The following is a 22,657-nucleotide window of genomic DNA, read 5'->3' as shown; positions in this document are numbered from 1 at the left end:
GGCAGGCAAACAGAGTAGGCCTGGGCTGGGGGCTGATCAAGGAAAGTGTAGAGGTAAGGTTTGCAGTGCCTGATAGGGCCCTATCGGGGGCAAGCCCTCTCCCACATTTGATTTGTGAATACATTCAAATGTGGGAGGGGGCTTGCCCCCGATGAAGGCACCGCAGTGAATCAGTTACTGCGCAGTTGGCCCCACTTCACGCAACGGCTTGCCACGCACCGGCGCATCGCCTGCCACGTAGTAATCCGCCGTGCTGCGCGGCAGCGGCTGGCGACCACGGATCTTGTCGGCGATTTTCTCGGCGATCATGATCGTCGGCGCGTTCAGGTTACCGGTGGTGATGATCGGCATGATCGAGGCATCGACCACACGCAGACCTTGCATGCCATGCACGCGACCTTCGCCATCCACCACGGCCATTTCGTCGGTGCCCATCTTGCACGAGCAGGAGGGGTGGAACGCGGTTTCGGCGTGCTCGCGGATGAACTTGTCCAACTGCTCATCGGTTTGCACGTCGATGCCCGGGCTGATTTCGCGGCCACGGTATTGATCGAGGGCCGGCTGCTGCATGATTTCACGGGTCAGGCGAATGCCATCGCGGAATTCCTGCCAGTCCTGCTCGGTGGCCATGTAGTTGAAGAGGATGCTCGGGTAGTCCCGTGGGTTCTTCGACTTCAGTTGTACGCGGCCACGGCTCGGCGAGCGCATGGAGCCCATGTGTGCCTGGAAACCGTGCTCTTTCACACCGTTGCTGCCGTTGTAGTTAATCGCTACCGGCAGGAAGTGGTACTGGATGTTCGGCCATTCGAATTCTTCACGGGTACGGATAAAACCGCCCGCTTCGAACTGGTTGCTGGCGCCGATACCGGTGCCGTTGAACAGCCATTCGGCACCGATAGCCGGCTGGTTGTACCAGAGCAGCGACGGGTACAGCGACACCGGCTGAGTGCACGCATATTGCAGGTACAGCTCAAGGTGGTCCTGCAGGTTTTCGCCGACGCCAGGCAGGTCATGGACCACCGGGATGTCGAGGCTTTCCAGCAATTTGGCCGGGCCCACGCCGGAGCGTTGCAGCAGTTGCGGCGAAGCGATTGCGCCGCTGCACACCAGCACTTCTTTACGCGCACGGGCTTCAACGCGCTCTTCGGCGGCACCGATCAGGTAACGCACGCCAACGGCACGCTTGCCTTCGAACAAGACTTTGTCGGTGAGGGCGTGGGTGACGATGGTCAGGGTCGAACGCTTCTTGGCCGTGTCCAGGTAACCGCGCGCGGTGCTGGCGCGACGGCCGTTCGGCGTGACGGTACGGTCCATCGGGCCGAAGCCTTCCTGCTGGTAGCCGTTCAAGTCTTCGGTACGCGGGTAACCGGCCTGCACGCCCGCTTCAACCATGGCGTGGAACAGCGGGTTATTGCCGGCTTTAGGCGTGGTCACGCTGACCGGGCCATCGCCGCCATGCCAGTCGTTCGGGCCGATGTCGCGGGTTTCAGCCTTGCGGAAATACGGCAGGCAATCGAGGTAGCTCCAGTCTTCCAGACCTGGCAGCTTCGACCAGTTGTCGTAGTCCATGGCGTTGCCGCGGATGTAGCACATGCCGTTGATCAGCGAAGAGCCACCCAGGCCCTTGCCGCGACCGCATTCCATCCGACGGCCGTCCATGTGTGGCTCTGGATCGGTCTCGTAGGCCCAGTTGTAGCGGCGGCCTTGCAGTGGGAACGCCAGGGCGGCGGGCATTTGGGTACGGAAGTCGAGGCGGTAGTCGGGGCCGCCGGCTTCCAGCAGCAGGACGGTGACGCCTTCGTCTTCGGTCAGACGGGTCGCCAGGGTATTACCGGCGGAGCCGGCACCCACAATGATGTAGTCGTATTCTTGGGACATTGAATGCACCCTCTTTGATGTGTGGTCAGGTCGGGCCTCATCGGGGGCAAGCCCCCTCCCACATGTGATCGGGTTCACACCGTCAAAGGTGGGAGGGGGCTTGCCCCCGATGGCGGCCTCAAAGGCAACGCAAGGCTCGGGTCTTAGAACACCGAGGCGTAATCGCCCAGCTCAACCTGTACCGATTTGATGCGGGTGAAGTTATTCAGCGAGCTGATGCCGTTCTCACGGCCAACACCCGATTGCTTGTAGCCGCCGACCGGCATTTTTGCGTCGGACTCGCCCCAAGCGTTGATCCAGCAGATACCCGCTTCCAGTTGATGAATCACGCGGTGAGCGCGGTTCAGGTCTTTGGTGACCAGGCCGGCGGCCAGACCGAAGTCGGTGTCGTTGGCGCGGCGGATCACTTCTTCTTCGGTTTCGTAGGTGAGGATGCTCATCACCGGGCCGAAGATTTCTTCACGCACGATCACCATGTCGTCGGTGCAGTCGGTGAAGACAGTCGGTGCCACGAATGCGCCTTTGGCGAAGTCGCCGTCGGTCAGGCGGTCGCCGCCGCACAGCAGGCGGGCGCCTTGTTCTTTGCCTTTGGCGATGTAGCCCAGCACGCTTTCCATGTGGGCGAAGCTGACCAGCGGACCGAAGTTGGTGTTGTCGTCTTGCGGGTCGCCAACGCGGATGCGCGCAACACGCTCAACGATCTTGGCTTCGAACGCCGCTTGCAGGTGCTTAGGCACGAACACACGAGTGCCGTTGGTGCAGACCTGACCGGAGCTGTAGAAGTTGGCCATCATCGCGATGTCGGCCGCACGATCCAGGTCGGCGTCTTCGAACACGATCAGCGGCGACTTGCCGCCCAGTTCCATGGTCACTTCTTTGAGCGAAGAGCTCGACGCGCTGGCCATGACTTTCTTGCCGGTGTCGGTGCCGCCGGTGAACGAGACTTTCTCGATGCGTGGGTGCTCGGTCAGCCAGGTGCCGACTTCACGGCCGCTGCCGGTCAGTACGTTGAACACGCCGGCTGGAACGCCAGCCTCGGTGTAGATCTCGGCCAGTTTCAAGGTGGTCAGCGAAGTGACTTCGCTTGGCTTGAAGATCATCGCGTTACCGGCAGCCAGGGCCGGTGCGGATTTCCACAGGGCGATCTGGATCGGGTAGTTCCAGGCGCCGATACCGGCGACCACGCCCAGCGGCTCGCGGCGGGTGTAGACAAACGAGGTGTCGCGCAGTGGGATCTGCTCGCCTTCGATGGCTGGCAGCAGGCCTGCGTAGTATTCCAATACGTCAGCGCCGGTGACGATGTCGACGTACTTGGTTTCGGAGAAGGATTTGCCGGTGTCCAGAGTTTCCAGGGCGGCCAGCTCGTCGTTGCGCTCGCGCAGGATATCGACGGCACGACGCAGGATGCGCGAACGCTCCATGGCGGTCATGGCGGCCCAGATTTTCTGGCCTTTTTCAGCGCTGACCACGGCACGTTCAACGTCTTCTTTCGTTGCGCGTTGCACTTGGGCGAGAACTTCACCGTTAGCCGGGTTGATGGCTTCGAAGGTGGCATCGCTGCCAGCGTCGCTGTAGCCGCCGTCAATGTAGAGTTTTTGCAGGTCGAAACGGGCCATAAAGTCCTCGCAAGTGCATAAGTGGTTGGCGTTACCCGCCGCTAAGTGGGCCATAAGGGTGTGGCAACACTGAGCGGCAGACGTTCAGGGGTTGAGCGTTTATAAGGGCTCTAACTCACCTGCTTGGCCAATTGGAAATCCATGTATTCGTAAGCGATCCGTTGCGCTTGCGCCGTGTCGAAAGCGTCTCCCGACAGGGCGCCGCGCAACCACAAACCGTCGATCAACGCCGCCAGGCCTCGGGCTGCTTTGCGTGCATGCGGCAGCGGCAGCGTTCGGCGGAACTGGCAGCACAGGTTGGAATACAGACGTTGATCGTTGATCCGCTGCAACCTGTGCAATGACGGGTGGTGCATGCTGGTGGCCCAGAAGGCCAACCAGGTTTTCATTGCCGGGCCGTTGACCTGGCTGGCATCGAAGTTGCCCTCGATGATCACCTGAAGGTGTGCCCGTGGGCTGTCGTCCGTGAGCGCAAGCCTGCGTTCGTGGACGTTCTCAATCAGCGCGTTCATCAGGTAGCGCATCGTCGCTGCAATAAGGCCGTTCTTGTCCTTGAAATAGTGACTGATGATGCCGTTCGAAACGCCGGCCAAACGGGCGATCAGCGCAATGCTGGCATCTCCCATTCCGACCTGATCGATGGCCGTCAACGTGGCTTCGATCAACTGTTGGCGGCGTATGGGTTGCATACCGACCTTGGGCATGTAGCACCTCTCCTTAGGCCTGCCGACGGGCGATGAACGTTCGTCGACTTGAAGGCCAGTCTATTTTGTTTTGATTGAACGTTCAATCAACAAAGAATAAGCTCTGCGACAAATGGTCGCTGCCTACAGGTATTTCCTACGTGAGGGCGGCGACATCTGACACCTGGGAAACCCTTGAAACAGGCCGCATAAGCGCCTGGCACCGCATCGACGGGGCGCAGGAATTTTCGGGGTGTCTTTATAACACCCGTCCGTCGACTGCCGAAAAATCGATGGCCTGGGATAACCGTTGCCTTGTGTTTCTCTCTCGCACTGCCCGGAGCATCTGCGCCATGAGTTCTGCCTCTCTTATAAAGACCCCGCCGGAAAAGGTGCGGGTCAACGGTTGGGTGTTCTACACCTCCACCGCGCTGATTCTGTTGTTGACTGCCATTCTGATCATCGCCCCGCAGGAGGCCGGGCGCATGCTCGGCGTAGCCCAGGCGTGGCTTTCCAAAAGCTTCGGTTGGTACTACATGGTGGTCATCGCCGCCTATCTCGTATTCGTAGTCGGCCTGGCGTTTTCGTCCTACGGCAAGTTGAAACTGGGCAGCAAGGACGACACCCCGGACTTCAGCTACGGCGCCTGGGCCGGCATGTTGTTCTCGTCGGGCATCGGCATCTCGCTGCTGTACTTCGGCGCCTCGGAGCCGTTGGATCACTACTTCAACCCGCCTGAAGGCGCGGCCGCCAGCAATGGCGCCGCTCGCCAGGCGTTGCAACTGACCTTCCTGCACTGGGGCCTGCATGGCTGGGCGATCTACGCCTTGGTCGGCCTGGCCGTGGCGTACTTTGCGTACCGCCATAACCAGCCGCTGGCGTTGCGTTCGGCGTTGTACCCGCTGATGGGCGAGCGTTGGGTCAAAGGCGCGGCGGGCCACGCGGTGGACGGTTTCGGCATGTTCGTGACCCTGCTGGGCCTGGTAACCAACCTGGGGATCGGTTCGTTGCAGGTGTCGTCCGGGTTGGAAAACCTGTTCGGCATGGAACACAGCAACACCAACCTGCTCATCGTGATCATCGTGATGAGCACCGTCGCCACCATCGCTGCCGTGTCGGGTGTGGAGAATGGCATTCGTCGCCTGTCCAACCTCAACATCGTGCTGTTCAGCGGTTTGCTGATCTTCGTGCTGCTGTTCGGCCCGACCCTGCACTTGCTCAATGGCCTGGTGCAGAACACCGGTGATTACCTCAACGGCATCGTGCTGAAGACGTTTGACCTGTATGTGTATGAAGGCGACGGTGAAAAAACCGAGCGCTGGATGGGCCTGTGGACGCTGTTCTACTGGGCCTGGTGGATTTCCTGGGCGCCATTTGTAGGTATGTTCATCGCGCGTATTTCCCGTGGTCGCACGGTGCGTGAACTGGTGGCCGGCGTGCTGCTGATCCCGCTGGGCTTTACCCTGGCGTGGCTGTCGATCTTTGGTAACTCGGCGCTGGACCTGGTGCTGAACCAAGGGGCGGTGGAGTTGGGCAAGACGGCGCTGGAACAGCCGTCCATGGCCATCTACCAACTGCTGGAGCACTACCCAGCGTCGAAAATCGTCATTGGTGTGTCGATCTTCGTAGGCTTTGTGCTGTTCCTGACCCCGGCGGATTCCGGCGCGGTGATGATGGCCAACCTTTCCTGCAAAGGCGGCAACGTGGATGAAGATGCGCCGCACTGGCTGCGGATCTTCTGGTCGGTGGTGATCACCCTGGTGACCATCGGCCTGCTGTTTGCCGGCAACTTCGAAGCCATGCAAACCATGGTGGTGTTGGCGGGGCTGCCGTTTTCGGTGGTGCTGATTTTCTTCATGTTCGGTCTGCACAAGGCCATGCGCCAGGACGCGGCGATCGAACAGGAGCAGGCGCAACTGGCTGAACGCGGGCGTCGTGGTTTCAGCGAGCGTTTGACGGCACTCGACCTGCAACCGAGCCAGGGCACTGTGCAGCGCTTCATGGACAAGCACGTCACGCCAGCGCTGGAAGAGGCGGCGGTCGCGTTGCGTGAGCAAGGGTTGGAAGTGCAGACGCTGTTGGGCAAGTCCAAGCGTTGCATCGGTGTGCGGATCGAGATGGAAGAGGGCAACCCGTTCGTTTATGAAGTGAGCCTGGATGCTTACTCGTCGGCGCCGAGCGACCTGCCTGAAGAAGAGCGCACCCGCTATTACCGTGCCGAGGTGTACCTGCACAACGGGCCTCAGGAATACGACCTGATGGGCTTCGCCCAGGAACAGATCACCCGGGACGTGCTCGATCAGTTTGAAAGCCATCGGCAGCTCCTTGGCCGTGTCTATAGCTGATGCTTTGAAAGCCCGGTGGTGTTGTCACTGACACCACTGGGGCAAAAAATGTGGGAGGGGGCTTGCCCCCGATTGCAGTGTGTCAGTCAGTTCATCTGTTACTGATCCACCGCTATCGGGGGCAAGCCCCCTCCCACATGTTTGACCCAGTTTCTCCAATGGCGTTTGCGGTGTTTGCTAGCCCAGGTTTTTGCCCAGCAGGGCGTGGTAGAGCTCACTGTCGCCCAGGATCCCCACCACCTGGTTGTTGTCATGCAACACCAGCTTGTTCCCTGTCTGGTAACGAATCTGCAGCGCATCACGCATGCCGATATTCGAATCCACCAGCGTCGGTACCCGGCCCAGGCCTTCTACTGCTTGCCCCGGTGCCCAGTTCTGCAGGTTCATCACCACGCCATTCTGACGGGCGCCCTGGATGGTGTTGCCCTCAGCCAGGTCCAGCCACGAGTCACCGCCTGGATCGAGGCACACCGAGCCGTTCACTCGCGTGCAGTTGTCCAGCGTGCGCATCAGGCTGCGGCCGCACAGCACGTTCAGCGGGTTGGTGTGGGCGACGAAGGTACGCACATAGTCGTCCGCGGGGTTGAGTACGATCTCTTCCGGCACGCTGTACTGAATGATCTTGCCGTCTTTCATGATCGCGATGCGGCTGCCCAACTTGAGCGCCTCGTCGAGGTCGTGACTCACGAACACGATGGTCTTGCTCAGCTTGCGTTGCAGTTCCAGCAACTCGTCCTGCAAGCCCTGGCGGATCAGCGGGTCGAGGGCGGAGAAGGGTTCGTCCATCAGCAGAATATCGGCGTCCATCGCCAACGCACGGGCCAGGCCAACACGCTGCTGCATACCGCCGGAGAGTTCGTCCGGCTTCTTGTTGCGCCACTGGGTCAGGCCCACCAGCTCAAGTTTCTCGTCCACCAGCTTGCGCCGTTCTTTCTCCGGACGGCCCTGCATTTCCAGGCCGAAACTGATGTTTTCGCGCACCGTCAGCCAAGGCATCAGGGCAAATTTCTGGAACACCATGGCGATGCGCTTGGTGCGCATCATTTTCAGCTCGGCAGGGGTGCAGGAGGCGATGTCGATCTGACGACCTTCATGCTCCACAAACAGCTGGCCACGGCTCACGGTGTTAAGGCCGTTGATGCAACGCAGCAAGCTCGATTTGCCGGAGCCCGACAGGCCCATCAGCACACAGATTTCACCTTTCTCGATATCCAGGCTGGCTTTTTCAACGCCGACAATCTGCCCGGTCTTTTTCAGAATCTCGTTGCGATGCATGCCCTGGTCGAGCAGCTTGAGTGCTTCGCGTGGGTCTTTGGAGAAGATCACGTCGACATTGTCGAATCGGATAATGCTCATGCATCACCCCCTACTTTGGCGTCGGGTTGTTTGCAGATGCGGTCGAGCATGATGGCCAGCAACACGATTGCCAGGCCCGCTTCAAAGCCCAGGGCGATGTCGGCGGTGTTCAGCGCGTTGACCACTGGCTTGCCGAGGCCATCGGCGCCTACCAGCGCGGCGATCACCACCATCGACAGCGACAGCATGATGCATTGGGTAATGCCGGCGGCAATGCTCGGCATGGCGTGGGGCAGTTCAATGCGCGAGAGCAACTGACGGCGCGAGCAGCCAAAGGCCTTGCCGGCGTCCATCAACTCTTGCGGTACATCGCGGATACCCAGGTAGGTCAGGCGGATCGGCGCGGCAATGGCGAATACCACCGTGGAGATCAACCCAGGCACCACACCCAGCCCGAAGAGGGTCAGGGTAGGGATGAGGTAAACGAAGGTCGGTACGGTCTGCATCAGATCGAGCACCGGCCGCATCATGGTGTAGAACATCGGTTTGTGCGCGGCAACAATGCCCAGCGGCACACCGATGACCACGCAGACCAGGGTGGCAAACAGCACCTGCGCCAGGGTCTCCATGGTTTCCTGCCAGTACCCCAGGTTGAGGATCAGCAGGAAGGAGGCGATGACAAAAACCGTCAGTCCCCATTTACGTTGAATAAAGTGAGCCAGCAGCGCAATCAGACCGATCAATGCCAGCGGATTGAACCAGGTCAGCGCAAACGTCACGCCGTGGATCATCGTTTCCAGTGTCGATGCGATTGCGTCGAAGTAGTTGGCACCGTGTTGGGTCAACCAATCGACGAAGGCAGCGATGTACTGGCCTAGTGGGATTTTCTGTTCAGTCAGCATGGTAGTGAATGTCCACATGCGAAGAGGGAATACATCCCGGGGCAGCGTACCGCCCCGGGGTCAGCAGTATTACTTGGCGAGATACGCTTTGACGGCCTCCAGACCTGGTTTGCCATCGACGGTGGTGACCCCTGCAAGCCAGGTGTCGAGTACTTCTGGGTTCTTTTTCAGCCAGGCCTTGGCGGCGGCGTCGGGCTTCATCTTGTCGTCAAGGACGTTACCCATCAGGGTGCTTTCCATGTTCAAGGTGAACGACAGATTTTTCAGCAGTTGGCCAACGTTGCTGCATTCCTGGGTATAGCCCTTGCGGACGTTGGTGTAGATGGTGGCCTGGCCGTAGTTGGGGCCGAACGAATCGTCACCCCCGGTCAGGTACTTCATCTTGAAACGGGTGTTCATCGGGTGCGGTTCCCAGCCGAGGAACACGATGGCCTGGTCGCGCTTGGAGGCGCGTTCCACCTGCGAGAGCATTCCGGCTTCGCTGGATTCGACCACTTTGAAGCCGGCGGTTTTCAGGCCGAAGGCGTCTTTATCGATCAGCGTCTGGATGGTGCGGTTGCCGTCGTTGCCCGGCTCGATGCCGTAGATCTTGCCGCCCAACTCATCCTTGAATTTGGCGATATCGGCGAAGTCTTTCAGACCTTTGTTATACAGCGCCTCGGGGACCGCCAGGGTGTATTTGGCGTTCTCCAGGTTGGCGCGCACGGTTTCCACGGTGCCGGCATCACGGTACTGCTTGATGTCGTTTTCCATGGTCGGCATCCAGTTGCCGAGGAAAATATCCATATTCTTGCCGTCGGCCAGGGACTTGTAAGTCACCGGTACCGAAATCATCGTGGTGCGCGGCTTGTAGCCCAGGCCCTTGAGGATTTCGCTGGTGGTCGCGGTAGTGACGGTAATGTCGGTCCAGCCGACATCGGAGAAGTTGACGGTCTTGCACTGTTCCGGTTCTGCAGCGTGCGCCATGACGGGAAGACTCAGCATGGCGGCCAACAACAACGAGGGTGAACCTTTCATCTGGGTAGACTCCTGTGTTTTTTCTGGCGGCCTTCGCCGCGCTTTATAAGTGTTGCGGTTGGAGCGTGCGACAACAGCTCTGCCACGGTGCCTTGCAAACGAGTCGAGACTGATCATGTACCAGTGAAAATCTGACGCCTACAGGGGGCGTCGTATCCAGTACAGGGAGGGTCGCATCCAGTGTCGGTGACGTCGCTTACAGGTTTTTCCCAAGGCAAAACCGCAGTTTTTGCCCATCTGCGCCGCTGAAAACGGCCAAAACAGGCGATCGCACGCGAGCGACGCTGGTGAGCATGGGTGCGTCGGTGTGAGACGCCGTGACGGCAGATAAAACCTTGATGATGCCGCCATCTGGGCGATCTGAGCGTAGCAGCTTGTTCAAGTCCGGCCCGTGCTTATCGAGGAGTTCCACGTTAATGGCTATCAGCGTTTTCGACCTGTTCAAGATCGGCATCGGGCCTTCTAGTTCTCACACCGTCGGCCCCATGCGCGCCGCGGCGTTGTTCGTCCAAGCACTGCGTGAACGTGAATTGTTGGAACAAGTACGGCGCGTCGAAGTTCAGCTGTACGGCTCGTTGTCAGCCACCGGCATCGGCCACGGCAGCGACACCGCTACCATCATGGGCCTGATGGGCGAGTGGCCGGATGCAATTGATCCGTCGCAGATCGGCCTGCGCATCCACACCCTGCGCGAGACCGACACACTGCTGCTGGACGGGCGTTTGCCGGTGCCGTTTGTATGGGCACGAGACATGCGCCTGCTCGATGAGAACCTGCCGTTCCACCCCAACGCCATGACCTTGGTGGTAGTTGGTGATGATGGCGAGCTGCACCGCGACACCTACTACTCAGTGGGCGGTGGTTTCGTGGTGGATGAAGCCCAGGCCCGAAGCGGCGTGGCGGATATGGACCGCACCGAATTGCCCTATGACTTTTCCAGCGCGGTGGAGTTGTTGCAGTTGTGCAAGACCCACAACCTGCGCGTTGCCGAGTTGATGCTGGCCAACGAAAAGGTCTGGCGCTCCGAAGAAGAAATCCGCAGCGGCCTGATGAAGCTTTGGCACGCCATGCAGGCGTGCGTGGAGCAGGGCCTCAAGCACGAAGGCATCCTGCCTGGCGGCCTTAACGTGCGTCGCCGCGCGGCCAAGTTGCACCGCAGCCTGCAGGAGTTGAACAAGCCCAATGTGATTGGCTCGACGTTGAGCGCTATGGAGTGGGTCAACCTGTTCGCCCTCGCGGTCAACGAAGAAAACGCCGCCGGTGGGCGCATGGTCACCGCGCCCACCAATGGCGCGGCGGGGATTATTCCGGCGGTACTGCACTACTTCATGAAGTTCAGCGACGAAGTCACCGAAGCCAACGTGGTCGACTACCTGCTCAGTGCGGCGGCGGTAGGGATTCTGTGCAAGAAGAACGCCTCAATCTCGGGTGCCGAAGTCGGTTGCCAGGGGGAAGTGGGTTCTGCGTGTGCCATGGCCGCGGCCGGGCTGGCCGAGATTCTTGGCGCTACGCCGGAGCAACTGTGCAACGCCGCCGAAATTGGCCTGGAACACAACCTCGGCCTGACCTGCGACCCCGTGGGTGGGTTGGTGCAAGTGCCGTGCATCGAGCGCAATGCGATTGCGGCGGTAAAAGCGATCAACGCGGCGCAAATGGCCTTGCGTGGCGACGGTCAGCACTTTATTTCCCTGGACCGGGTAATCCGCACCATGCGCGATACCGGGGCAGATATGCATGACAAGTACAAAGAGACATCGCGGGGTGGGTTGGCGGTCAGTGCAGTGGAGTGCTGATGAGCTTGTTGTGATGAACAGGGCCTTAGTGATGAACAGGGCTTTTGTGGTGAGCCGGGCTTTTGTGGTGAGCGTGCTTTTGTGGTGAGCGGGCTTGCCCCGCGCTGGGTGGCGAAGCCGCCCCAATCAATAAAGGCACCACATAGTTTCAGATAAAACCCGGTCGCCTGATTTTGGGGCGGCTTCGCCACCCAGCGCGTAGCAAGCCCGCTCACTACAAGTGAACACTCCAACCAAAATCGCCACCTTTTAGCGCGTCGCAAACAGATAAGTAGCTCCCGAACGATTTTCCCTCCGACCACTCGTCACCTGTGCGTGTGGTGACAGACTTTTCCTACACGCTGAAAGCGCCTTCCCACAAGTGCTACCGAACTGCTCACACCCCTTGAGCAGTGCTGCTCCTACGTCCCTTTTCGGCCATATTCCGCACTTCCTGCGCGGGCTTATATAGACGCGTTATCAGGTCGTTTTCAGGAGTTATTGAATAGCCATTCAATTTTAGGCATGGCATTTGCTCTATCTATTTAAAGCGTCGCCTTCCTGAGGCCGACCGCCATAACAAGAGCCTCGCCTGAGGCCAACACCCGCTTAGTGTGAGGAGATACCGCGATGACGTCGTTCAACTCAGGGGCCCAACCCCAGAACCGTGCGCCTCAATCCATCGGCTTTTTGCTGTTGGACAATTTCACGCTGATTTCCCTGGCGTCAGCCGTGGAACCGCTGCGCATGGCCAACCAATTGTCCGGTCGCGAGTTGTATCGCTGGACAACCCTGAGTGTCGACGGCAACCAGGTCTGGGCCAGCGACGGTCTGCAAATCACCCCCGATGCCTCCATGCACAAAGCTCCGGCCCTGGACACCGTCATCGTGTGCGGCGGCGTGGGTATTCAGCGCACCGTTACCCGTGAACACGTGTCGTGGCTGCAAAGCCAGGCGCGCCAGTCCCGCCGTCTTGGCGCCGTCTGCACCGGCAGTTGGGCCCTGGCTTGCGCCGGCCTGCTTGATGGGTTTGATTGCAGCGTGCACTGGGAATGCCTGGCGTCGATGCAGGAAGCCTTCCCGCGCGTGGCCATGAGCACACGCCTGTTCACCCTCGACCGCAATCGCTTCACCAGCTCCGGCGGCACCGCGCCGCTGGACATGATGCTGCACCTGATCAGCCGCGATCATGGCCGCGAACTGTCGGCAGCGATCTCCGAGATGTTTGTGTACGAGCGCATCCGCAACGAGCAGGATCACCAGCGTGTGCCGCTCAAGCACATGCTGGGCACCAACCAGCCGAAGCTGCAGGAAATTGTGGCGTTGATGGAAGCCAACCTGGAAGAGCCGATCGATCTGGACGAACTGGCGGTGTACGTCGCCGTGTCGCGGCGCCAGCTGGAGCGCCTGTTCCAGAAATACCTGCACTGCTCGCCGTCGCGCTACTACCTCAAACTGCGTCTGATCCGTGCACGGCAGTTGCTTAAGCAAACGCCGATGTCGATCATCGAAGTGGCCTCGGTGTGCGGGTTTGTGTCTACGCCGCACTTCTCCAAGTGCTACCGCGAATACTTCGGCATTCCGCCACGGGATGAGCGCGTCGGTTCCAACACCACCCAGCAGGTGGCGATGATGCCGATTCCGCAGGCGTTGGTGTTGTCACCGTTGGCCGGGCCGATGTCGGCGTTGAGTCAGGCGCGCAATGAGTCGACTTTTGCGAGCGTGCGGCTTTAGACCGAGTTGACTGCATCGGGAGCAAGCCCCCTCCCACATGGGAATGGATTCCAAGTGTGGGAGGGGGCGGTGCGACGATTCGACTTGCTCTCGATAGCGGTCTATCAGACACCAGAGTTCTGCTTGAACTGCACCAAAGCCGGCAACAGCTGCTTATCAATCGCCTGACGCACCGCCGGCAGGATCGTCGCGCTGCCGCTGTACATCTGTTCCACCATGCCCTTGAGCGCTTTAGCCCGTGCTTCGCTCAAACCGCGCACGGCGCACTCGCAGGCCTGCTCAGCGGTGGCGCCGCTGGACACGTCGAAACCCAGTGAGCGCAGTTGGCCCAGCAGGTCATCCTGGTCAATCAAATCCGCATGCATCATGACGTTTATCCTGGTGAGGGGAGCGAGGTCTGACTGGGATTCTGGTAGCCGCCCATGCGGTCGGCAAGGGCAGAATGCGCGAATGCCTCAGATGGCTATGAGCGTGTCGTTTTCGGGCCATTTGCCAACCGCACTTATCGGCACACTGAACCCAGGCACACAGCTTGACGGTTTGGTCACCCTCGGGATGTACGGCTCACACAAGGCACTCTGCCCCGATCCACTCCACATTGGATCGGGGTTTTTTTTGCTTATTGTCTGACCGGCAAACCGATGACACGGCCAAGCAGGGCAGGTTTGGGCAGGTCAGCCTGTGCAGCGCTGACAGCGATGATTTTTTCCAGCGTCGGCTCGGTAAACGGCGCCGAATGCGGGCCGGCCAGATCGACGTGCAAGAGCATCTGTTCGTTACCCGCCAGCGCCCGCTCTTCGCCCACAAGATGCAGGCTGTGATAGAGGTGCAGGCGCTTGGCGTCATGGGCGATCAGTTGGGTATGCACCTCAACCTCGGCGCCGAGTTTCACCTCGTGCAGGTAGTTCAGGTGCAGTTCAAGGGTGAACAGTGAGTGGCCGCTGGCGTCGCGGTTTTCGCTGTCCAGGCCCAACGTGTCCATCAGCGCGTCGGTCGCGTAGCTGAAGATCAGCAGGTAGAACGCGTCGCGCAGGTGGCCGTTGTAGTCGACCCACTCGGGGAGGATTGCTGTGGTGTAGGTCGTCAGTGCAGGCATGGAAAACTCCCGGATCAGTACTCGGTCAAAATGTGGGAGGAGCTTGCCCCCGATAGCGGTGTGTCAGTTGCCAGATTTCTTGACTGATCCAATGCTATCGGGGGGCAAGTCGAATCGTCGCACCGCCCCTCCCACGTGGGTTATTCGGCGAAAGTCATACCGTGCTTGGCTTTGGTGGTTTTTACCGCTTCCAGCACCGCCAACAGGCAATCATCACGATAGCGTTCCAGTGCCGAAATGCTGTGTGTACCCAACTGATCGCTAGTGCCATCCACCACATCATCAATCAATTTGTCAGTCAGCTCGGGCGCCGGCAGATACGTCCACGGCAACTGCAGTGCCGGACCAAACTGCGCCATGAAATGCCGCATCCCCGCATCGCCGCCCGCGAGGGTGTAGGTCAGGAAGGTGCCCATGAACGACCAGCGCAACCCTGCGCCAAAGCGGATGGCATCGTCAATTTCGCCGGTGGTCGCCACGCCGTCATTCACCAGGTGCAACGCTTCACGCCAGAGCGCTTCGAGCAGGCGATCGGCAATGAAGCCGGGGACTTCCTTACGCACATGCAACGGGCGCATGCCGAGGGATTCGTACACCTTGATCGCGGCTTGAATAGCGTCGGGCGCGGTGTTTTTGCCGCCGACCACTTCCACCAATGGCAGCAGGTAAACCGGGTTGAACGGGTGACCGACCACGCAGCGCTCAGGGTGGGTCGAGCCCTCGTAAAACTCGCTCGGCAACAGGCCTGAGGTGCTGGAGCCGATCAATGCATTGGGCTTGGCTGCTGCGCTGATCTTGCTGTGCAATTCCAGCTTCAGCTCCAGGCGTTCTGGGGCACTTTCCTGGATGAAGTCAGCGTCTTTTACGCACTCTTCAATGGTGGCGACAAAGCGCAGGCGGTCTTGGGATGCGCCGGGTGCGAGGCCTTGTTTCTCAAGCGCACCCCATGCGTTGGCAACGCGTTTGCGCAGGGCGGCTTCGGCGCCGGGGGCCGGATCCCAGGCGATTACATCAAGGCCGTGGGCGAGGGCGCGGGATACCCAGCCACTGCCGATGACACCGCTGCCGAGCGCGGCGAAGGTTTTGATTTCGGTGATAAAGCTCATGGCACATTCCTAAAGAGGTTGGTAATCCCCTGTGGGAGGGGGCTTGCCCCCGATAGCGGTGTGTCAGTCGATACAACTGGTGCTGATCCTCCGCCATCGGGGGCAAGCCCCCCCCACATGTTGATCAGCGGCGTTTGGTGAGGCCCATCTTTGCCCGGCCCTCTGCGGGGGTCATGACTCGCGCGCCCAAGCGGCTGAGGATCTCACTGGCCCGTTCTACCAACTGCCCATTGGTCGCCAGCACGCCCTTGTCCAGCCACAGATTGTCTTCCAGGCCTACCCGCACATTGCCGCCCAGCAGTACCGCTTGCGCCGCCATCGGCATTTGCATGCGGCCGATGCCGAAGCCCGCCCACACTGCGTCGGCGGGCAGGTTGTCGACCATGGCTTTCATGGTGGTGGTGTCGGCCGGCGCGCCCCATGGGATGCCCAGGCACAGTTGGAACAGCGGGTTGTCGAGCAGGCCCTCCTTGATCATCTGCTTGGCGAACCACAGGTGGCCGGTGTCGAAAATTTCCAGTTCGGCTTTTACACCCAACTCTTGAATGCGTTTGGCACCGGCGCGCAACTGCGCAGGGGTGGACACGTAAATGGTGTCGCCATCGCCGAAGTTCAGCGTGCCGCAGTCCAGTGTGCAGATTTCCGGCAGCAGTTCTTCCACATGGGCCAAGCGCGTCAGCGGGCCGACCAGGTCGGTATTGGGGCCGAACTCCATCGGGTTCTCGCCGCCGCCGATCTCCAGGTCGCCGCCCATGCCGGCGGTGAGGTTGACGATGATGTCGATGTCCGCCTCGCGGATGCGCTCCATCACTTCGCGATACAGCGCCACGTCGCGGCTGAACTTGCCGGTTTCGGGGTCACGCACATGGCAGTGCACCACGGTGGCGCCGGCCTTGGCGGCTTCAACCGCTGCGGCTGCGATTTGTTTGGGGGTGACCGGCACGTGTGGGCTTCTGGCGGTCGTGTCGCCAGCACCGGTGAGTGCGCAGGTGATGATGACGTCGTGATTCATGAGACGGTTCCTTACAGGCGTGGTGATGCCGTTCGCAGCCGTGTCTGGCTGCGAAGCAGTGGTTGAAAGGGTGTTACTTGCCGGTCAATTGCAGGTTGGCGGCGGCCGGTTTGCCATCGAAGGTGGTCACGCCTTCCAGCCAGCGAGCCTGGTCTTGAGGGTGATCCTTGAGCCACTGCTTGGCCGACTCGATAGCGTCCTTGTGATCCAGCAACGGCTGCATCATTCGGCTCTCGTCGGCCGCGGTGAAGGTCAGGTTGGTCAGCAGTTTGTGCACATTGGGGCACTGCTCGGCGTAGGTCGGCGAAGTGACGGTCCAGACGGTCGCCATGCCTTCGTTCGGGCCCAGGGCGTCGTCGCTGCCGGTGAGGTAAGTCATCGCCACGTTGACGTTCATCGGGTGCGGCGCCCAGCCAAAAAACACCACGGCTTCCTTGCGGCGAACGGCGCGGTCGACGGCGGCGAGCATGCCGGCTTCGCTGGATTCCACCAGTTGGAATTTGCCCAGGCCGAACTGGTTCTTGGCGATCATCGCCTTGATCTGGGTGTTAGCCCCCGAGCCCGGCTCGATGCCGTAGATCTTGCCACCCAGTTCTTTTTCGAATTTGGCGATATCGGCGAAGGTTTTCAGGCCCTTGTCCGCCAGGTAAGTCGGCACGGCGAGGGTGGCGCGGGCGTCTTCCAGGCTTGGTTTGTCGAGGACTTTGACTTGTTTGGCGTCGACGAATGGCGTGATGGTCTGGGTCATCAACGGGTTCCAGTACCCCAGGAACAAGTCCAGGCGCTGGTCGCGGATGCCGGCGAAGATGATTTGCTGGGAGGCGCTGGTTTGTTTGGTCTTGTAGCCGAGGCCGTCGAGCAGTACTTGGGTCATGGCGCTGGTGGCGATGACGTCGGTCCAGTTCACCACGCCCATGCGCACGTTCTGGCATGAAGCGGCATCCGCTGCCATCACATTGGTGCTCAAAATAGCGCTGGCACTGAGTGCAAGCACGCAGCGGCTGATCAGTCGATTCATGGTGGATCCCTCGGCAGGTCGTTATTGTGGGGTCCGGCGTCTTTGTGCGCCGTGCAGCCAAGTTACGCAAGCCAGGGGCCAGCAAAACGCACGGCGGCGACCACCTCTTGCACTGCAGCGACCTGCCCCCTTGAATCCACCCCTGAACGGGAGTATCACAGTGCCACGCTGCCCGTCCGACGAGAGCGCCACCATGTCCCAGGATTTCTACTTTCTGCTGATGCCGGGGTTTTCGGCCATTGGGTTTATCTCCGCGCTGGAACCGCTACGGGTGGCCAACCGCTTTCGTGGCGAGCTGTACCGCTGGCATGTGCTGAGTGCCGATGGCGGCGCGGTGTTGGCGAGCAATGGCATGTCGGTCAACGCGGACGCCGGGCTGGAACCGCTGAAAAAAGGGGCGACCTTGCTGGTGGTGGCCGGCTTTGAACCGCTGCAGTTCGCCACCCCCGCCCTGGAACACTGGCTGCGTCGCCTCGACCACGACGGCGTGACCCTTGGTGCCATTGATACCGGCGCCTGCGTCCTCGCCGAAGCCGGCCTGCTTGACGGCCATCGCCTGACCTTGCACTGGGAAGCCATCGACGCGTTCAAGGAGTCCTATCCTCACCTGACCGTCACCCAGGAACTGTTCGAGATCGACCGCCGCCGCATCACCTGCGCCGGCGGCACCGCGTCCATCGACTTGATGCTCGACCTGATCGCCCAGGCCCACGGCCCGGAACTGGCGATTCAAGTCTCCGAACAATTCGTACTCGGCCGCATCCGCCCACGCAAAGACCACCAGCGCATGCAGATCGCTACGCGCTACGGCATCAACAACAAAAAATTGGTGCACGTGATCGGCGAAATGGAGCAACACACCGAGCCGCCCTTGAGCACCTTGGCCCTGGCCGAAGCGATCAAGGTGACTCGGCGCCAGTTGGAGCGGCTGTTTCGCCTGCATCTGAATGACACGCCCAGCAACTTCTACCTCGGCCTGCGCCTGGAAAAGGCCCGGCAACTGCTGCGCCAGAGCGATTTAAGCGTGCTGGAAGTCAGCATTGCCTGTGGGTTTGAGTCGCCGTCGTATTTCACGCGCAGCTATCGCGCTAGGTTTGCGAAGTGCCCGAGGGAGGATCGGCGACGGGAGGTGGTTTGACGGGCAATTATAGTTAATTATACTCGTGGCTATAATTTATAGTCCTTTCCATAATTGAGTATAAAACCATGACCAAGAACAGCGGTTTCGTGTTCCGCCGCCCAGTCCTGGCGCGCAGCATTGCCGATGGTCTTGTGGGGGCCGGTATTCAGGATTTCACTTCCGGCCTGTTTCTCGCAGCGCCGCGCCGCACCGGTAAGAGTACTTTTTTACGCGAAGACCTGATCCCGGAGTGTCAGCTTCGGGGCTGGCTGACCGTGTACGTGGATTTGTGGGCCGACAAGGAAAAGGACCCCGCCGAGTTGATCGCCAGCGCCATAGCCGCTGCGCTGGTTCCCTATGAAAAGGGCATTCGTAAGCTGGCCAAGAATATCGGGATCGAGAAGCTCAGCTTTCTGCGTACCCTGTCTTGGGATTTCAGCAAGCCGCAATTGCCGGTCGGCGCCACGTTGACCCAAGCCTTGGAGTTGCTCCACAGCGTTGCGCAAAAAACCGTCGTGCTGGTGATAGACGAAGCGCAGCACGCATTGACCAGCGATTCAGGTATCAACGCGATGTTCGCGCTCAAAGCTGCCCGGGACCAACTCAACCAGGGCCGTGACGAGGAGGGCAGCGGATTGCATCTCGTGTTCACGGGCTCCAATCGCGACAAACTGGCCCATTTGGTGCTGGGCAAAAGCCAACCGTTTTTCGGCTCCAGCATTACGCCGTTTCCGTTGCTGGGCAAAGAGTTCACCCAGGCCTACACCGTGCACCTCAATGCGCACTTGGCCCAAGACAATCAATTCAGTGCTGCGGATATCGACGAAGCCTTCGAGTTGGTCGGTCGTCGTCCCGAAATGCTGCGCACGATCATCGGCGAAGTGGCGTTGGAGTTGGGCGAGGCCAGCAATCTGGGCGAACTGCTGCACAGCCGCGCCGAACTGCTGCGCGCGGGTGTATGGACCGAGTTCGAAAGCGCCTGGAACGCCCTGACGATCCCGCAGCGTGCGGTGTTGGAGGTGATGGTGGCGCGCTCACACAATAACGAACCTTTTGCGCCGTTTACCGACAGCACACTCATAGCGGTCAGCAAGGCGCTGGAGGACATGGGCAGCGACGTGGTGCCGGGCACCCAGACCATTCAGGCCTGTATCGATGCGTTACGCGATAAGGAGTTGGTGTGGAAGTCGAGCCGGGGTGGGTATGCCCTGGAGGACAAAACGTTCGGCGACTGGCTGCGGCACAAGCGCCATACACCCCACTGAAAACACCACAGACCCAGTGTGGGAGGGGGCTTGCTCCCGATAGCGGTAGGTCAGCCAATGCATGAGCAAGCTGATCCACCACCATCGGGAGCAAGCCCCCTCCCACAGTGGATTTCGGCGTGGCTTATTTCTTCAGCAGGGCGGAGCACGCGGTCTTGAAGGCCTCATGCTGATACTTGTTCAACGTCGCCGGCAGTTCAAAGGTGTGCTTCTTGTTCTGCGCATTGATGGTCTGCGGCGACAGCAACGTCACCTCAACCCCCTCCAGCAGTTGAAACACCCCTTCAATCTTGAACGTGGTCGGGCCACCGGCGAATTCGCCTTTTTTGCTGCGCTTCTTGATCGCGATGCGAGTGACGGCGTTGGCCTGCACGAAGGCCTTCACCTGGGCGGCAAAGGCTTTGACGTTGGCCGCTTCATCATCGTCTTCAAGGGCGATTTTCTTGGTAGCCAGGGCGACGTGGCTCAGCGCCTGGTTGTCCAGGGAGGCGACAGCGATGATGGCTTCGCTGCCTTTGATTTCGATGCCGCAGATAGTCATGAAAAACCTTGGCTCAGAGTAAAAGTGGCGGGGATTGTCGCTTATTCCTGCCCAATCGACTCCAAAAACTCCGACCGCTCATCACTCATCCGCGCCAGGCAGTCATTTTGCGCAATCGCATAGGCTTTGGTGCCGGTCACTGCCGGGAAGGTGTCCACCGCGCAATCGGCGTCACGTAGTTTTTCCCACTTCTGCTGGGCGTCCTTCAGACGAGCGGTAATGTCGGCGAGCTTGGTCTTGTCGCTGCCATAGGTAGAACCCATGCGTTCCAGCAGGCCCTGATAGTTGTCTTTCAACAATTGTTCGGCGGTGGTTTTGTTGTAAGTGGCGCATTCCAGGGTTTGCTTGTCGTTTTCGATGCCATCGCACGGCGTGCTGTCGGTGTCTTCAGCCGCGTGGACGCCGGTTGCGATGAGTGCCAAAGCCAGGAAAATCGATTTCATTGCGCCGTCTCATATCAGGTGATGCAGGAATTCTGGCTCAAGCGTAAGACAAAGAACAGTCGCCAGTCAGAGCTGTCATGTAGGCCTTTGTCGCGGATTGACGCTTTCGGCAATTCCCCTGTCGTTTTTGCACCCGGCTCAGGTTGCCCCTGGGCATATGCTGGCCCCAAAGCGCCGGCAGACGATTCGGCGCATGAATCGCCAATAAGGGGACGCCTGATGAGCCCAGCCGAATTGCACGCCGACAGCATCGTTATCGACGGGCTGATTATTGCCAAGTGGAACCGCGACCTGTTCGAGGACATGCGCAAAGGTGGCCTCACCGCCGCCAACTGCACCGTGTCGGTGTGGGAAGGGTTTCAGGCCACCATCAATAACATCGTCGCCAGCCAGACCCTGATCCGCGAGAACAGTGACCTGGTGATCCCGGTGAAAACCACCGCCGACATCCGTCGCGCCAAGGAACTGGGCAAGACCGGCATCATTTTCGGCTTCCAGAATGCCCACGCGTTTGAAGACCAACTCGGCTACGTCGAGATCTTCAAGCAGCTCGGCGTTGGTGTGGTGCAGATGTGCTACAACACCCAGAACCTGGTCGGCACCGGTTGCTACGAGCGTGACGGCGGCCTGTCGGGCTTCGGGCGCGAGATCGTCGGCGAGATGAACCGCGTCGGCATCATGTGCGACCTGTCCCACGTCGGTTCCAAAACCTCCGAAGAAGTCATCCTCGAATCGAAAAAGCCGGTGTGCTACTCCCACTGCTTGCCTTCCGGTCTTAAAGAGCACCCGCGCAACAAGTCCGATGCAGAGCTGAAGTTCATCGCCGACCACGGCGGCTTTGTCGGCGTGACCATGTTCGCGCCGTTCCTCGCCAAGGGCATCGATTCGACCATCGACGACTACGCCGAAGCCATCGAATACACCATGAACATCGTCGGCGAAGACGCCATTGGCATCGGTACCGACTTCACCCAGGGCCATGGCCAGGATTTCTTCGAAATGCTGACCCATGACAAAGGCTACGCCCGCCGCCTGACCAGCTTCGGCAAGATCATCAACCCGCTGGGCATCCGCACCGTGGGCGAGTTCCCCAACCTCACCGAAACCCTGTTCAAGCGCGGCCACAGCGAGCGCGTGGTGCGCAAGATCATGGGCGAGAACTGGGTCAACGTGCTCAAGGACGTCTGGGGCGAATAAGCCACCGCTGACACTTCTTTACCCTCGGCCATCCGGCGCCGAGGGCATACAAACGAATTTTCTGGAGTTAAGTTTCCATGGCCAAGATCGCCCCTCAATTGCCTATCGAAGTCGACAGCGAAACCGGTGTCTGGACCTCCGACGCCCTGCCGATGCTGTACGTGCCGCGCCATTTCTTCGTCAACAACCACATGGGCATCGAAGAAGTCCTGGGCGCTGACGCCTACGCCGAAATCCTCTACAAAGCAGGCTACAAATCCGCTTGGCACTGGTGTGAAAAAGAAGCTGAATGCCACGGCCTGGAAGGCGTCGCGGTGTTTGAACACTACATGAAGCGCCTGTCGCAACGCGGCTGGGGCCTGTTCAAAATCCAGGACATCGACCTGGATAAAGGCACCGCCAGCGTCAAGCTCGAACATTCGGCATTTGTCTACGTGTACGGCAAGGTCGGGCGCAAAGTGGACTACATGTTCACCGGCTGGTTTGCCGGCGCGATGGACCAGATTCTTGAGGCCCGTGGCAGCAAGATCCGCACTGTGGCCGAACAAGTCTACGGAGGCTCCGAAGAGGGCCACGATGACGGCTTGTTCACCGTCAAGCCGTTGTAAGCCGAGGA

At 59.9% G+C, this 22,657-nt stretch carries 20 protein-coding genes; 7 read left to right on the top strand and 13 right to left on the bottom strand.

The features are described from left to right. Positions 1–174: 174 nt before the first annotated feature. From betA to betI, 3 genes are all read right to left on the bottom strand, one after another. On the bottom strand, positions 175–1,878 hold the full coding sequence (gene betA, locus LRO94_RS26535; protein WP_032884032.1) for a choline dehydrogenase: 1,704 nt from the start codon (positions 1,876–1,878) through the stop codon (positions 175–177). A gap of 143 nt (positions 1,879–2,021) precedes the next feature. Continuing rightward, positions 2,022–3,494: a betaine-aldehyde dehydrogenase gene (gene betB, locus LRO94_RS26530; protein ID WP_179179796.1), complete on the bottom strand. Its 1,473-nt coding sequence runs from the start codon at positions 3,492–3,494 to the stop codon at positions 2,022–2,024. Between the two features lie 110 nt (positions 3,495–3,604). Beyond that, on the bottom strand, positions 3,605–4,198 hold the full coding sequence (betI, locus tag LRO94_RS26525) for a transcriptional regulator BetI (protein WP_032884029.1): 594 nt from the start codon (positions 4,196–4,198) through the stop codon (positions 3,605–3,607). 389 nt (positions 4,199–4,587) lie between these two features. Here betI and LRO94_RS26520 point away from each other — a divergent pair, with 389 nt between their 5' ends. Further along, on the top strand, positions 4,588–6,522 hold the full coding sequence (locus LRO94_RS26520; RefSeq protein WP_233897097.1) for a BCCT family transporter: 1,935 nt from the start codon (positions 4,588–4,590) through the stop codon (positions 6,520–6,522). 177 nt (positions 6,523–6,699) lie between these two features. On the opposite strand, the gene choV is transcribed toward LRO94_RS26520, so the two are convergent. The 3 genes from choV to LRO94_RS26505 all read right to left on the bottom strand — a co-directional run bounded on the left by choV (position 6,700) and on the right by LRO94_RS26505 (position 9,737). Next, positions 6,700–7,878: a choline ABC transporter ATP-binding protein gene (gene choV, locus LRO94_RS26515; protein ID WP_032884027.1), complete on the bottom strand. Its 1,179-nt coding sequence runs from the start codon at positions 7,876–7,878 to the stop codon at positions 6,700–6,702. Continuing rightward, the gene (gene choW, locus LRO94_RS26510) at positions 7,875–8,720 is read right to left on the bottom strand and encodes a choline ABC transporter permease subunit (RefSeq protein ID WP_003194913.1); all 846 of its coding nucleotides are present in this window, start codon (positions 8,718–8,720) and stop codon (positions 7,875–7,877) included. Before choW ends, choV begins: the two co-directional genes overlap by 4 nt. Positions 8,721–8,789: 69 nt before the next feature. Beyond that, positions 8,790–9,737, bottom strand: coding sequence for a choline ABC transporter substrate-binding protein (locus tag LRO94_RS26505; RefSeq protein WP_032884025.1), 948 nt, complete (start codon positions 9,735–9,737; stop codon positions 8,790–8,792). Positions 9,738–10,153: 416 nt separating this feature from the next. Here LRO94_RS26505 and LRO94_RS26500 point away from each other — a divergent pair, with 416 nt between their 5' ends. Both LRO94_RS26500 and gbdR read left to right on the top strand, forming a co-directional pair. Further along, positions 10,154–11,530 (top strand): L-serine ammonia-lyase, encoded by a 1,377-nt coding sequence (locus LRO94_RS26500; RefSeq protein WP_122763909.1) that lies wholly within the window; start codon positions 10,154–10,156, stop codon positions 11,528–11,530. A 609-nt stretch (positions 11,531–12,139) separates the two neighbouring features. Next, entirely contained in the window at positions 12,140–13,243 is a 1,104-nt protein-coding gene (gene gbdR / locus LRO94_RS26495) for a choline metabolism transcriptional regulator GbdR (RefSeq protein ID WP_032884022.1), read from the top strand. Positions 13,244–13,347: 104 nt separating this feature from the next. On the opposite strand, the gene LRO94_RS26490 is transcribed toward gbdR, so the two are convergent. The 5 genes from LRO94_RS26490 to LRO94_RS26470 form a co-directional block, all read right to left on the bottom strand. Continuing rightward, positions 13,348–13,611 carry a hypothetical protein gene (locus LRO94_RS26490; protein WP_032884020.1) on the bottom strand — a complete coding sequence of 88 codons (264 nt, stop codon included), beginning with the start codon at positions 13,609–13,611 and terminating at the stop codon, positions 13,348–13,350. A 251-nt stretch (positions 13,612–13,862) separates the two neighbouring features. Next, positions 13,863–14,339 (bottom strand): thioesterase family protein, encoded by a 477-nt coding sequence (locus tag LRO94_RS26485; RefSeq protein ID WP_095185094.1) that lies wholly within the window; start codon positions 14,337–14,339, stop codon positions 13,863–13,865. A 140-nt stretch (positions 14,340–14,479) separates the two neighbouring features. Then, complete coding sequence (locus LRO94_RS26480) at positions 14,480–15,445, bottom strand: L-carnitine dehydrogenase (RefSeq protein ID WP_095185093.1); 966 nt, start codon at positions 15,443–15,445, stop codon at positions 14,480–14,482. A 124-nt stretch (positions 15,446–15,569) separates the two neighbouring features. After that, positions 15,570–16,457, bottom strand: coding sequence for a BKACE family enzyme (locus LRO94_RS26475; protein ID WP_032884016.1), 888 nt, complete (start codon positions 16,455–16,457; stop codon positions 15,570–15,572). A 73-nt stretch (positions 16,458–16,530) separates the two neighbouring features. Next, positions 16,531–17,475 carry a choline ABC transporter substrate-binding protein gene (locus LRO94_RS26470; RefSeq protein WP_032884015.1) on the bottom strand — a complete coding sequence of 315 codons (945 nt, stop codon included), beginning with the start codon at positions 17,473–17,475 and terminating at the stop codon, positions 16,531–16,533. 193 nt (positions 17,476–17,668) lie between these two features. Between LRO94_RS26470 and LRO94_RS26465 the strand changes: the two genes are divergently transcribed. Both LRO94_RS26465 and LRO94_RS26460 read left to right on the top strand, forming a co-directional pair. Beyond that, positions 17,669–18,613: a GlxA family transcriptional regulator gene (locus LRO94_RS26465; RefSeq protein ID WP_164444906.1), complete on the top strand. Its 945-nt coding sequence runs from the start codon at positions 17,669–17,671 to the stop codon at positions 18,611–18,613. Positions 18,614–18,681: 68 nt separating this feature from the next. Further along, positions 18,682–19,860 carry an AAA family ATPase gene (locus LRO94_RS26460; RefSeq protein ID WP_179179797.1) on the top strand — a complete coding sequence of 393 codons (1,179 nt, stop codon included), beginning with the start codon at positions 18,682–18,684 and terminating at the stop codon, positions 19,858–19,860. Between the two features lie 124 nt (positions 19,861–19,984). On the opposite strand, the gene LRO94_RS26455 is transcribed toward LRO94_RS26460, so the two are convergent. Together LRO94_RS26455 and LRO94_RS26450 are read right to left on the bottom strand one after the other, a co-directional pair. Further along, complete coding sequence (locus tag LRO94_RS26455; RefSeq protein ID WP_032884011.1) at positions 19,985–20,401, bottom strand: DUF3010 family protein; 417 nt, start codon at positions 20,399–20,401, stop codon at positions 19,985–19,987. Between the two features lie 41 nt (positions 20,402–20,442). Then, positions 20,443–20,844, bottom strand: a complete 402-nt coding sequence (locus tag LRO94_RS26450; protein WP_032884009.1) for a lysozyme inhibitor LprI family protein — start codon at positions 20,842–20,844, stop codon at positions 20,443–20,445. A 219-nt stretch (positions 20,845–21,063) separates the two neighbouring features. On the opposite strand from LRO94_RS26450, the gene LRO94_RS26445 reads away from it, so the two are divergent. Both LRO94_RS26445 and LRO94_RS26440 read left to right on the top strand, forming a co-directional pair. Then, entirely contained in the window at positions 21,064–22,041 is a 978-nt protein-coding gene (locus tag LRO94_RS26445) for a dipeptidase (RefSeq protein WP_179179798.1), read from the top strand. Between the two features lie 77 nt (positions 22,042–22,118). Beyond that, on the top strand, positions 22,119–22,649 hold the full coding sequence (locus LRO94_RS26440; protein ID WP_005792152.1) for a DUF5943 domain-containing protein: 531 nt from the start codon (positions 22,119–22,121) through the stop codon (positions 22,647–22,649). Positions 22,650–22,657: the final 8 nt, after the last annotated feature.

This window comes from Pseudomonas sivasensis (assembly GCF_021391435.1).
Taxonomy (GTDB): Bacteria; Pseudomonadota; Gammaproteobacteria; order Pseudomonadales; family Pseudomonadaceae; genus Aquipseudomonas; species Aquipseudomonas sivasensis.
Note: the sequence above shows the minus strand (reverse complement) of the source record. Positions and strands in the feature narration are given on the sequence as shown.